Below are 12,900 nucleotides of genomic sequence, written 5' to 3'. Positions count from 1 at the left end.
GGCGCAGGTTCACATATTGGGAAAGGGCGGGCTCCTCATGACATATGCTGACGGCGCACCACGCGTCGAGTGGTTTTCGCAGGCCGATATCGCAACGACTGCGGCTTATTCGAATCAATATCAGGCAATCGGGCACGACGTTTTTACCGGCACTTCAATTGAATCCGGTAAAACCGACCTTGCTCCGGTCGATTTCGCGCAATGCCATGCGCGCTTGCGGCAAATCGGTTTCAGTACGCTCGGTTACGGCGCTTTCGAAATGATCGGGCGGCGCATCCTGTGCGCGCATCTGCTGCGCGACCTCGCGCCCGCGACATTCATGCAGCCATTTATCGAAGGGATGCTCTACGAGAGCGATCCGCGGTTTGCGCAGGTGCGGCAAAGCGGCTTTCCGGTCGCGTGGCGGCTCGACGAGATCGAGGCGGCCGCGCAGGGCAGCGGCGACCGCAAGATGCTGGCGCTCGCCGGCCATCTGCGCGCGCACGCGATGAACAGCGGCGTGCTGTTCGGCCTGTCGGCGCCGCGTCTCGATTTGCGTGTCGCGGTGAACGTGACATCGGAGACGCACGGCACCGACTGGATCGACGATCGCGTGATCGGCGGTGCGCTGTCGGTGAGCCTCGCCGTGCATCGTGTCGCGTTGCCGTTCCTCGAGGCACGCATCGCACGGATGCGCGGCTTCGCACTCGGCGACGAGCAACAGCAGGTGCTCGACCGTCTCGTGCACGGGCTGTCCGACCAGGAGATCGCGAGCGCGCTGCGCACGTCGCTGCACAAGGTCGGTCACCATATCCGCTCGCTCGAAAAACTCTTCAACGTGCAGAACCGCGCGCAGCTTGCGTATCTGGCGGCGCGCCGGCTGCCGTCCTGACGCGGTCCGTTCCCCGTTTTTCCGCGTGACCCGATGATCGCCGGGCCGGCCCGTCCGTGGCCGGCCCGGCGGGGCACGTCGGCCGCGCGTACCGTCGTGATGCACGCACGCTGCTTGACAGCGTTTTTTTCGAGTGATTGCGGCATTCACCAGTGAATTATTGCTGATTTATTTCTTCGTAATATGGCTCGACCGTCACGCCGGACGGCGGGCCGCGAGGTTGCGCCATGCATGACGGAACTGGTCAACAGGGGCAGACAAATCAATGTGCGGAATCGACGGCTTTCTGAATAGCGTCGCCTTCGATGAGGAGACAGCACGCGGCACGCTCGCGCGCATGACGGCAAGCCTCGCGCATCGCGGGCCGGACGGACAGGGGATCTGGGTCGATCCGGAAGCCGGCATCGCGCTCGGCCACCGGAGGCTCGCGATCGTCGACCTGTCGGTGCACGGCCGACAGCCGATGGCATCCGCGTGCGGCCGCTACGTCATCGTCTTCAATGGCGAAATCTACAACCATCGCGAACTGCGCGCGGAGCTCGAGCGCGCGGGGCGCGCACCGGCGTGGCGTGGCCACTCCGACAGCGAGGTGCTGATCGCGGCGATCGTCGCGTGGGGTGTCGAGGCGACGTTGCGGCGCGCGACCGGCATGTTCGCGATCGCGCTGTGGAATCGCGAATCGCGGGTGCTGACGCTCGCGCGCGACCGGATCGGCGAGAAGCCGCTCTACTATGGCCGGATCGGCGACGCGCTCGTGTTCGCGTCCGAGCTGAAGGCGCTGCGCGGCTATCCGGGCTTCGACGGCGCGATCGATCGCGACGCGTTGTGTCTGTACCTGCGCCAGTCGAGCGTGCCCGCGCCGCATACGATCTATCGTGGCATCCGCAAGTTGCCGCCCGGCACGTATATCCAGTTCGAGCATGCGCGCGATACGCCGCGTCTGCGTGCGTACTGGACGCTCGATCAGGCGATCGAGGACGGTCGCGCGCAGCCGTTCGAGGGCAACGCCGAGGAGGCCGTCGGCCAGCTCGACACGGTCTTGCGCCAGGCCGTCGCGCGGCAGATGGAGGCCGACGTGCCGCTTGGTGCGTTCCTGTCGGGCGGCGTCGATTCGTCGACGATCGTCGCGCTGATGCAGGCGCAATCGTCGACGCCGGTCGATACGTTCACGATCGGCTTCCATGAAGCCGGCTACGACGAAGCCGGGTATGCGAAGGCGGTTGCGCGTCACCTCGGCACGCGTCATACCGAGCTCTACGTCACGGCCGACCACGCGCTCGGCGTCGTGCCGAAGCTGCCGTCGATCTACGACGAGCCGTTCTCCGATGCGTCGCAGATCCCGACCTTTCTCGTGTCCGAGCTGACGCGCCGGCACGTGAAGGTGAGCCTGTCCGGCGACGGCGGCGACGAGCTGTTCGGCGGCTATACGCGCTACTTCCTGACGCCGCGCCTGTGGCGCAAGCTGCATCGGGTCCCCGGTGCCGTGCGGGCCCGGATCGCCGCCGCGCTGCATGCGTTGCGGCCGGATCATGCCGACCAGCTCGCGGCCGTCGCGCAGGGTGCGTGGGGCGGCGTGGAGGCACGCGAATCGGCCGCGCGCATCGGCGATCGCCTGCACAAGCTCGGCCACGTGATGACGGCCGAGAGCCGCATCGGGCTGTACCGGCTGCTGATGTCGTCGGTGCATCATCCCGAGCGCCTCGCGCTGTCGGGGCAGGAGCCGGCGACGCCGCTCGACACCGCATCCGCGTGGCCCGCGCACCTGAGCTTCGCCGAGCAGGCGATGGCGATCGATACGCTCACGTACCTGCCGACCGACATCCTCGCGAAAGTCGATCGCGCGGCGATGGCCGTGAGCCTCGAAACGCGCATGCCGTTCCTCGATCATCACGTCGTCGAATTCGCGTGGCGCGTACCGGCGGCGGTGCGTTTGCCGGAAGGGCAATCGAAGGCGCTGCTGCGCCGGCTGCTCGACCGGTACGTGCCGTCCGCGCTGATCGACCGGCCGAAGCAGGGCTTCTGCGCGCCCGTCGACCACTGGCTGCGCGGCGCGCTGCGGGATTGGGCCGAGGCGCTGCTGCGGCCGTCGCGGTTGCGCGAGGAAGGCTTCTTCGATGCGGCCGCGGTCGAGCGCCTGTGGCGGCAGCACGTGACCGGCCGGATGAACTGGCAGCACCAGTTGTGGACGGTGCTGATGTTCCAGGCCTGGCTGGAAGCGCAGCGCGCCGCATAAGGCGGTGCACCGCGCGTCGTCACTCGTCGAGGCAGCGCATGCAGCGCTGCTTCGCGGCGCTCGAGTGCCGGCCGCGGCACATCGTCGTCACGGGCCGCGCATGGCACGAAGGCGGATCGGCGGACGCCGCGGGAGACGCTTGCCGGCGTGCGCGCTCGGGCGGGGTGGTCGCGGCGGCATCCATCCGTCGCTGGCGTGCGGGCGGCGTGTCGCGCCCGGCGCTGTCTTCATCGGGATTGCCGGACGTCATCGACGCGACGTGCAGCGCGCCGTCGCCGCCTGCATGCGCAACGGGTGGCGGCGTGGCGCACATGAGCGCAACCAGCGCATACAGGCAGGCGACAACGGTTCGCGACGCGCGCATTTTCATGGTCATTCCGTTCGTTCCGGGGCCGGCGGCGCGGAGGGCGCGCGGCTGCTGCGTCGATTGTAGGGACGACGCAGGCCGAGTGTCACGCCGGAATCCGTCGTCACGGGCATGGACGGTGGCATGGGCGGCGATGGACGGAGCGGGTGCGACGAAGCGTGACGCGCGAGGACGTTCGGCTGCCGCCGCGCAAAAGCGACCGCCGCCCGGAGGCGGCGGTCGGGTCGCGACTGGCTGGCGGGCCGGGCCGCGTGCAGGCCGCGTCCGACGAGCGGGCCGCGAGGCGCTGCGGATCGCCGCAGCGCGGTGGGGGGAGCGTGACCGGCGCGCCGCGCGCGGGCGGCGCGGGGGAAGCGTCAGGCGTAGTCGGCGGCCATCACGGCCTGCGGCGCCGCGCGCAGGATCGGCGCGGCTTCGTGGCGCTCGACGTGCGTCATCGCCGCACCGAACAGCACGAGACGATAGCCGACCGCGTAGATCGGGATGATCCGCAGGTTCTTGTCGTGATCGAGCTGCAGCTTCGAACGGATACGCGAGATATGGGTGTCGAGCGTGCGCGACGACACGCCGAGTTCACGACCCCACACGGCTTCCTGGATTGCCTGCCGCGGCACGATCTTGTTCATGTTGTCGAGCAGGAATTCGACGACGTCGAATTCACGCGGCGTCACATCAATGATCTTGTTGTCGATTTCGATCGTGCGGCGCACGAAGTTGATTTTTATGTTGTCGATGTACAGGTATTTGCAATCCATGGTGGCCCTCGCATGTCCATAAAGGAGTGTTTGCGGGTCCTGTGCTGCAACTTTCGGGCCAGGGAGCGGATCGTCGGGGATCGAACGGCGGCGGCGCCCGTGGGGGCGGCGCGGCAGCCTTGAATTTAAAAGAAATTTTAACGGGAGGCGCGGGGCGGGGAGAAACGGGGGCGGGATAACCTTGAAGGATTGTTACGTAGCATCGGCCGGCGACGTTACGGGCGTTACGTCCGACGTAACGTGCGGGGCGAGGCGGGGGGCGGGCCGGCGGAGTGTCGCTGCAGCCGAATGGCGAACCCGATATCGAACCCTACATCGAACCCTGCATGGGGTCGATGGATTTTTCATGCGAATCAATGTGTTACGGGTGGTTTTCTGCCGCCATCGAACCCTACACTGCCCGCCTCCTGAATAAAAAAACGCCGGCCGCGAGACGTCTCCGCCCGCGGCCGGCGTTCCGGGCCATCCTCAAGCCTTCGCGCTATCCGCCGAATCGAACGGCAGCACGTAATGCCGCTTGCCCGTCGCCGCGAAGATCGCGTTCGCGACCGCCGGCCCGATCGGCGCGACGCCCGGCTCGCCGACCCCGGTCGGCGCTTCGGCCGACGGCACGATATGCACTTCGACCTTCGGCATCTCGGCCATCCGCAGCACGTGGTAGCCGTCGAAGTTGCGCTGCTCGACCTGGCCGTCCTTCAGCGTGATCGCGCTGTGCATCGCCGCGCCGAGCCCGAAGCCGATGCCGCCCTCCATCTGCGCGGCGACGATGTCGGGGTTGATCGCGATCCCGCAATCGACCGCGCACACCACGCGTTCGACCTTCACCTTGCCGTCCGCGTCGACCGACACCTCGGCTACCTGCGCGACATAGCTCTTGAACGCCTCGGCGACCGCGATCCCGCGCCCGCGGCCCTTCGGCAGCGGCTTGGCCGGATCCCAGCCGGCCTTCTGCGCGGCCAGGTCGAGCACCGCGCGCATGCGCGGCTCCTTCGCGAGCAGGTCGCGGCGGAACGCGTACGGATCCTTGCCGGCCGTGTGCGCGGCTTCGTCGATGAACGCCTCGACCGCGTACGCCGTGTGCGAGCTGCCGACCACGCGCCACCACAGCACGGGCAGGCCGACCTTCGTGGTGGTGAGTTCGACCGACACGTTCGGCACCGCGTACGGCAGGTTCGCCGCGCCCTCGACCGAGGTGGCGTCCACGCCGTTCTTCACCATGAACGCCTCGAACGGCGTGCCGGCGAGGATCGACTGGCCGACGATCCGGTGGCGCCAGCCGACCAGCTTGCCGTCCGCGGTCAGCCCCGCGTCGAGCTTGTGGAAGTACATCGGCCGGTAGAAGCCGCCCTGGATGTCGTCCTCGCGCGTCCACTGCAGCTTGACGGGCTGGCCGTCCGCGCCGAGCGCCTTCGCGATCGACACGGCCTCGACCACGTAGTCCGACCACGCGTTCGCGCGCCGGCCGAAGCTGCCGCCCGCGTACAGCGTGTGGATCTGCACCTGCTCGGGCTTCAGGCCGGCCGTCCGGGCCGCGTTGGCCTGGTCGACGGTCTGGAACTGGTCGCCGGCCCAGATCTCGCAGCTGTTCGCCGTCAGCTTGACGACCGCGTCGAGCGGCTCCATCGGCGCATGCGCGAGATACGGGAATTCGTACGTCGCGCTGATCTTGCGCGCGGCGCCCGTGATTGCCGCGTCGGCATCGCCGTCCTTGCGCGCCGACGTGCCCGGCTTGTCGGCGAGCTGCCGGTATTCGCGCATGATCTCGTCCGAGCTGCGCTTTTCGGCGTTCGTTTCGTCCCATTCGATCTTCAGCGCGTCGCGGCCCTGCTTCGCGGCCCAGAAGCCGGTGCCGACGACGGCGACCCCGCCCGGCACCTGCACGACCGACACGACGCCCGGCACGGCCTTGGCCGCCGTCGCGTCGAACGACTTCACCTTCGCGCCGAAGCGCGGCGGGCGCTGCAGCAGCGCGACGCGCATGCCGGGGACGGTCGTGTCGAGCGTGAAATGCGCGGTGCCGTTCGATTTGGCCGACGCGTCGACGCGCGGAATGGGGTGACCGATCAGCTTGAAATCGGCCGGCTGCTTCAGCGTGACCTTGTCCGGCACCGGCAGCGTCGACGCGTCGGCGACGAGCGTGCCGTATGCGGCCGTCTTGCCGCTCTTCGCATGCGTGACGACGCCTTTGGCGGTCGTCAGCTCGCTCGCGGGCACCTTCCAGCGGGCCGCCGCGGCCGATACCAGCATCGCGCGGGCCTTCCCGCCGGCTTCGCGTAGTTGCTGCCACGAGTTCGACATGGCCGAGCTGCCGCCCGTGCCCTGCATCGTGCCGAACGCGAGGTTCGCGTAGCGTTTCGCATCGGCCGGTGCGCTTTCGACGCGCACGTGCGACCAGTCGGCGTCGAGCTCCTCGGCGACGATCGTCGCGATGCCCGTATACGCGCCCTGGCCCATTTCGACGTGCTTCGCGATGACCGTGACGGTACCGTCGGGCGTGATGCGCAGGAATGCGTTCGGCGCGAAGTCGGCGGCGGGTGCGGGCGCGGCGAGCGCGCGGCGGCCGAAGCCGCTGAAGTCGAAGCCGATGGTCAGGCTGACGGCGGCCGCGGCGCCCGCGGCCTTCAGGAACGTGCGGCGCGACGGACGCACCGCCCCGGTGTTGTCGAGTTCGATCGTCATGGTCAGGCTCCCAGCGTCGCGGCCGCGTCGTGGATCGCCGCCCGGATGCGGGCGTAGGTCGCACAGCGGCACAGGTTGCCGTTCATCGCGGCGTCGATGTCCGCGTCGGTCGGCTTCGGGTTCTGTTCGAGCAGCGCGGTGGCCGACATGATCTGGCCGGACTGGCAGTAGCCGCATTGCGGCACCTGCAGCTTGACCCAGGCGGCCTGCACGGCCTGCGCTGGCTTGCTCTGCAGGCCTTCGATCGTCGTGACGTGCTTGCCCGCGATGCCGGCGAGCGGCAGCACGCACGAGCGGACGGCCAGGCCTTCGAGATGCACGGTGCACGCGCCGCACTGCGCCATGCCGCAGCCGAACTTCGTGCCGGTCAGTCCCGCGTGTTCGCGAATCGCCCAGAGGACGGGCATCGACGGATCGGCGTCGAGCGTGACGTTCTTGCCGTTCAGGACAAAGGAGGTAGGCATTGTGATTGTCTCCGTGGGGAAAACCCGGCATACGCCCGGTCACAGGGTCTGCTCACGCTCATAGCGGGCTTGCGCTGGCCCCCAGAAGGGCCGAGCGCAAGGAGCATGACGCCGCGATCGGCCCTTCTGGGGGCCAGCCCCACGAATGAATTTATCCAAAACAGGGGAACGTGCGTTGCCGGCCGTATTGCGGCGTCGATCGTCGCTTGTCCCCCAAGGGGACTTCCTTCGGGGCGTTTGGCTTGGCCAAACGGCGCTCCTCACTCCTTGCACTACGACCGGCAACGCACGTTCGCAAGCCCGCTATGAGCGTGAGCAGGCCCTGAGTGTGCGCGAGGCATCGGTTTTTGCGTCTACCCAATCCTGCAAATTTATTGAACAATCCTGCAAATCCCCGGCAGGCGGCGGGCGGTTTCGCTATGCTCCCGCGACATGAGGAAATTGATCGAGGAAGCGTCATGGACATGACCGATATCGTGACGTCGCGCGAATCCGGGCAGCGCGAGCTGGCGACGCTGATCAGCCGCTTCGCGCCCGCGGACGGCTCGCATTCAACGGCCGTGCCGGGTTTGATGCTGCACCGGCACACGCGGCCGGTCGATCTCGGCTGCGGCGTGTCGCGGGCCGCGCTCGTGATCGCCGCCCAGGGCTCGAAGCGCGTGATCGTGGCCGGTCAGGCTTACGAGTACGACGCGCAAAATTGCCTGATTACCTCCATCGACTTGCCGATCCTGTCGCGCGTGACGAGCGCGTCGCCGCACGCGCCGTATTTGTGCCTGTCGCTGACGCTCGATCCGCAGCGCATCGTCGAACTCGCGGCCGAGATGCGGCTGCCCGAACCCGATGCGGGCCCCGAAGGCGAGGGGATCGCGCTCGCCGAGCTGACGCCGCCGCTGCTCGATGCCGCGCTGCGGCTGATGCGGCTGCTCGATACGCCGGCCGACATTGCGGTCGTCGCGCCGCTGATCGAAAAGGAACTGCTGTACCGGCTGATGACGAGCGGGCAGGGCACGCGGCTGCGGCACATGGCGATCGCGGGCAGCCAGACGCACCGGATCGCCCGTGCGATCGAATGGATTCGCGATCACTTCGCCGAGCCGATGCGCGTCGAGTCGCTCGCGCAGGCGGTCAACATGAGCGTGTCGTCGCTGCACCATCATTTCAAGCACGTGACGACGCTGAGCCCGCTGCAGTACCAGAAGCAGTTGCGGCTGCACGAGGCGCGGCGGCTGCTGTTGCGGCAGGGCGGCGACGTCGGGTCGGTGGCCGCCGTCGTCGGCTACGAAAGCGCGTCGCAGTTCAGCCGCGAATACAGCCGGCTGTTCGGCGCGCCGCCGATGCGCGACGTCGTGCAGCTGCGCAGGAAGGAACTGCTCGGCTGACGGCGGATCGCCGGAAAGCCGGCGCGCGCTCGCTCGCCGCGCGTGTCACCGGGCGACCACCGTCGTCTGCAGGAAGGCCGGCGCGATCCGCCAGTCCGGCACGTAATGCGCGGGCCACGCGCCGGGCGTGTCGACCGCGTTGAAATACACCACGGCCTTCAGCAGCGGATAGCGCCACAGCGACCGCTGGAATTCGTCGAGCGCCTCGAGCTTGCGCGAACTCGACCCGTCGACGCCGAGCTCCGTGACCATCACCGGCAGCCCGTAGTCGGCCACCCGCTCGTACTTGGTCCGCAGGATGCTCGCGGCGGACGCGTGGCCGCCGGCCGGCCAGACCGCGCAGCGCGGGCAGTCGAACACGGACAGGCCGACGTCGTCCACATAGCCGCGGCCGGGGAAATAGTCGTCGAGGTTCCGGTTGCCGGCCGGCGACCACACGAAGCGGATCTGGTCGGTCATCGCGCGGCAGGCGGTCACGACCCGCCGGTATGCCTGCACGTAAGCCGATGCATCGCCGATGGCCCACGGATAGCGCCCGGTGTCGGCCTCCATCTCGTGGCCCCAGCGCACGAACACGGGGTTTTTCAACGCGGCGATTGCCGAGCAGGTGGCCGCGATCCGCGCGTCGTAGCGCCCGTGCGCGATATCGTCGAGCAGCGCGCCTTGTCGCGTGTCGCTGGCAGCCCAGGGCTCGACGGTCAGCATCAGCGCGCGGTTGCGCGCCTGCGCGCGCCGGTACGCATCGTCGATTTCCGCACGGATGTCGGGCGCGTTCCACGACACGAACACATGGTCGAACGCGAGATTCCGCTCGCCCGCGAGCGTGCTCTCGGGATCGTAGGCGCCGAGTTCGGGCTGCTTCACCGGTTCGCCCGGCACGGGCGCGACCACGGCCGGCAACCCCGAGCGCCACATCATCGCCTGCCAGCCTCTTGGCGCGCGCAGCCCGATGCCCGACAGCAGCATCGCGAGCGCGACCACGAACAGCGCGTTGCGCACGGGCAGGCGGCTGAAGAACATCTGCCTGAACGCCGACCACGCGAGCCCTTGCTCCCGGCCATGATTCACCGCGACGACGGCCGCGATCACCAGATACAGGATGCTCGTCAGCGTCGAGAACAGATAGAAGCCGGCGGCGTTGCGCGGATCCTCGACCGTGACGACGGGCAGGCTGCAGAACAGCGAGATCAGCAGATACGGGGCGACCACGCGCAGCGGCGCGTCCTGTTCGACCGCGCCGCCTTTCGGCGTGACCTTGAACGGGAATTCCTTGCCGCGCACGCAGTCGAGCACCGCCGATACGCAGCCGAGCACGACCCACGGCCAGCGTGCGAACACGAACGACAGGCCTTCCCACGACAGCAGTTTCGTATTCAGCGGGCGGCACGACTGGGTCGAACGCGTGGCCCAGGTCACGACGCACAGCAGCAGCACGGCCAGCGGCAGCGCGTAGGTGAGGTACGTGAGGTAGTCGACGTGCGCCCACACGCGGCCGGTCAGCAGCGCGACGACCGGAATCACGACGCCGCCGGCCATCGCGAGCGCGCACAGCGGATACCACAGCTGGCAAAACAGGAACTGCGCCTTCAGCTTCAGCGGCAGCCCCATGAAATAGTGGCGCGTGTAGCGCAGCATGATGATCATCACACTCTTGGACCACTGGAATTCCTGCGTGGCCAGGTCGCCGAACGTGCGCGGCCCTTCGCCGTTCGCGATCGCGTTCAGCGCATGCATGCCGCGCCAGCCCTTCGAATTGAAGATCATCGTGGTCGAGTGATCCTCGGCGAGCTCGGGCCCGAGCCCGCCGATCTCGCGCAGCGCGCGGCAGCGCACCGCATAGTGCGAGCCGATGCACAGCGGCGCGAGGCCGCCCGCATAGCCGGCCTGCATCGTGCCGTGCAGCGGCCCCTCGACGTTCACGCGCCCGCGTGCGCTCCAGCTCGTGGCCGCGTTGCTGTCGCAGATGCTCGGCGCCGACACGTAGCCGACCGCCGGATCGACGAACGGCCGCAGCATCTCCTCGAGATAGGTGCGGGTCGGCACGTGGTCGGCATCGAGCTGCGACACGAAATCGTAGTTGTCGTAGCCGACCTTGTCGTAGAAGTACGCGAGATTGCCTTCCTTGCACTGGGTCCGGCGCGGCCAGTTCGTCCGGTGGTACGCGGCGACGCCGCGCCGCGTCGACACGAATACGCCGTGCGCGCGGCACCAGTCGAGCGTCTCGGGCGACGGATCCTCATCGGCGAGCCACGTATCGTGCGGGTAGGTCTGGTCGAGCATCGCGAGCAGCGTCGTGCGGACGATGTCGAACGGCTCGGACGGCGCCTTGGTGACGACCATCGCGACGCGCCAGTCGCGCGGCACCGGCAGCGCGGGGTTCGGCACGACCGCCGAGCGGATGATGAAGATGAAGTAGCCGGGAATGAAGGTGGTCCAGAACAGCACGAAGCAGTTGACGCCGAAGCGGAAGGCGTCGACGTAGTGCTCGTCGCGCAACCACCAGCGCCAGAAGATGCCCAGCGCGACGAACCAGCCCAGCGCGAGGAGGTGGAAGACGATGCGGGTGCCGCTGTCCATCAACGGGACGACGAGCGGCACGTCCGCGCTCGTCGATGCGGCGCGATCCGCGTCGGAGGAGGCGGTGTCGATGGTGTCGGCGGTATCCGGCGCAAGGCCGCCCGCAAGCGACGCAACCAGCTTCTTCATGGTGCTCTCCCGTCAAGGTCAGATCATCAGTCTTGAAGCAGGCTGCGTGGCAGCCGGGTGTCCTCGCTGGCAGGCGGTTGTTCCGATGCCGGGTCGGCCGGCGTGCGTTCGCCGCACGCGCGGCCCACGCGCTCATAGCGGCGAAAGCCGCTGTCGACGGCGAGCCGCTCGCTGAACAGGTTGCGCATGTCGAGCATCACGGGATCGGCCATGTGATCCGCGAGGTCGGCGAGATCGAGTGCCTCGAACGCTTTCCATTCGGTCATCACGACGACGGCGTCCGCACTGCGCACCGCGTCGATTGCGGAGCCCTCCATGAAGACCTGCGGCAGCAGCCGCGACGCTTCATGCGGACGCGCCGGGTCGTACGCACGGATATGCGCGCCCGCGCCGACGAGCAGTTGGATCACGTCGATGCTCGGGCTTTCGCGCACGTCGTCGGTCTGGCCTTTGAAGGTGAGGCCGAGCACCGCGATGCGCTTGTCCTTGATCGAGCCGCCGCAGGCCTTCTCGATGCGGCGCAGGATCTGCTCCTTGCGCAGCGCATTCGATTCGATCGCCGCGCTGACGATGCGCAGCGGCACCGCATGTTCGGAAGCCGTTGCCTTCAGCGCGCGCGTGTCCTTCGGGAAGCACGAGCCGCCCCAGCCGGGGCCGGCCTTCAGGAACGATGCGCCGATGCGGCGGTCGAGGCCCATTCCGTTCGCGACCAGTTCGACATCGGCGCCGACGGCTTCGCACAGGTCCGAGATCTCGTTGATGTAGCTGATCTTCACCGCGAGGAACGCGTTCGCCGCGTACTTCACCAGTTCGGCCGTTTCGATCTCGGTCGCGAGCACGAGATGGCCCATCGCCTCCAGCGGTGCATAGATGGCCTTCATGATCTCGATCGCGCGCGGATGCTCGGCGCCGAACACGACGCGGTCCGGGTGCATGAAATCGTCGATTGCCGAGCCTTCGCGCAGGAACTCCGGATTCGAGGCGATCGCCGCGTCGATGCCGTCCGGCGCGCAGCGTTCGACGATCTGCTTGACGATCCGGTTGGTGCCCACCGGCACCGTCGACTTCGTGACGACGACCGCGAAGCCCGCCAGGTTCGACGCGATCTCGCGCGCGGCCGCCTCGACGTATTGCAGGTCCGCCTGGTCGGTGCCCGGCAGCGTCGGCGTGCCGACCGCGATGAATACCGCGTCGCGATCGCGCACGCTCGCCGCGAGGTCGCTGCTGAAGCGCAGCGTGCCGCGTTCGACGTTGCGGGCGACGACGGCGTCGAGGCCCGGTTCGTAGATCGGCATGCGGCCTTCGTTCAGTGCGTCGATCTTGCCGCGATTGTTGTCGATGCAGACGACGTCATGCCCGAGATCCGCAAAGCACGCGCCGCTGACCAGCCCGACGTAGCCCGTGCCGACGATGGCGATCCGTACCTTCATGGTGATTCCCCCG

Annotated in this window: 8 protein-coding genes and 1 pseudogene; 3 read left to right on the top strand and 6 right to left on the bottom strand. The window is 68.1% G+C overall.

What is annotated here, in order from left to right:
* Positions 1-37 precede the first annotated feature (37 nt).
* Both CFB34_RS14020 and asnB read left to right on the top strand, forming a co-directional pair.
* Positions 38-871 (top strand): autoinducer binding domain-containing protein, encoded by an 834-nt coding sequence (locus CFB34_RS14020; RefSeq protein ID WP_089441970.1) that lies wholly within the window; start codon positions 38-40, stop codon positions 869-871.
* A gap of 265 nt (positions 872-1,136) precedes the next feature.
* A complete protein-coding gene (gene asnB / locus CFB34_RS14015) occupies positions 1,137-3,104 on the top strand; it encodes an asparagine synthase (glutamine-hydrolyzing) (RefSeq protein WP_089441971.1) in 1,968 nt (655 codons plus the stop codon).
* Positions 3,105-3,123: 19 nt separating this feature from the next.
* Here the strand turns inward: asnB and CFB34_RS14010 are convergent.
* From CFB34_RS14010 to CFB34_RS13995, 4 genes and pseudogenes are all read right to left on the bottom strand, one after another.
* A pseudogene (locus CFB34_RS14010) lies at positions 3,124-3,318 on the bottom strand (lytic transglycosylase); the annotation flags it as partial.
* A gap of 509 nt (positions 3,319-3,827) precedes the next feature.
* Positions 3,828-4,226, bottom strand: a complete 399-nt coding sequence (locus CFB34_RS14005) for a winged helix-turn-helix domain-containing protein (RefSeq protein WP_089441972.1) — start codon at positions 4,224-4,226, stop codon at positions 3,828-3,830.
* 468 nt (positions 4,227-4,694) lie between these two features.
* On the bottom strand, positions 4,695-6,905 hold the full coding sequence (locus tag CFB34_RS14000; protein ID WP_089441973.1) for a xanthine dehydrogenase family protein molybdopterin-binding subunit: 2,211 nt from the start codon (positions 6,903-6,905) through the stop codon (positions 4,695-4,697).
* Between the two features lie 2 nt (positions 6,906-6,907).
* Complete coding sequence (locus tag CFB34_RS13995; protein WP_089441974.1) at positions 6,908-7,369, bottom strand: (2Fe-2S)-binding protein; 462 nt, start codon at positions 7,367-7,369, stop codon at positions 6,908-6,910.
* Between the two features lie 458 nt (positions 7,370-7,827).
* On the opposite strand from CFB34_RS13995, the gene CFB34_RS13990 reads away from it, so the two are divergent.
* Positions 7,828-8,751 carry an AraC family transcriptional regulator gene (locus tag CFB34_RS13990; protein ID WP_089441975.1) on the top strand — a complete coding sequence of 308 codons (924 nt, stop codon included), beginning with the start codon at positions 7,828-7,830 and terminating at the stop codon, positions 8,749-8,751.
* A gap of 45 nt (positions 8,752-8,796) precedes the next feature.
* Here CFB34_RS13990 and CFB34_RS13985 read toward each other — a convergent pair whose 3' ends face one another.
* Both CFB34_RS13985 and CFB34_RS13980 read right to left on the bottom strand, forming a co-directional pair.
* Positions 8,797-11,457, bottom strand: a complete 2,661-nt coding sequence (locus tag CFB34_RS13985; RefSeq protein WP_089441976.1) for a glycosyltransferase — start codon at positions 11,455-11,457, stop codon at positions 8,797-8,799.
* Between the two features lie 26 nt (positions 11,458-11,483).
* On the bottom strand, positions 11,484-12,887 hold the full coding sequence (locus CFB34_RS13980; protein ID WP_089441977.1) for a UDP-glucose/GDP-mannose dehydrogenase family protein: 1,404 nt from the start codon (positions 12,885-12,887) through the stop codon (positions 11,484-11,486).
* Positions 12,888-12,900 lie beyond the last annotated feature (13 nt).

Source organism: Burkholderia sp. HI4860 (genome assembly GCF_002223045.2).
Taxonomy (GTDB): Bacteria; Pseudomonadota; Gammaproteobacteria; order Burkholderiales; family Burkholderiaceae; genus Burkholderia.
This window is presented reverse-complemented; position numbering and strand designations above follow the sequence as displayed.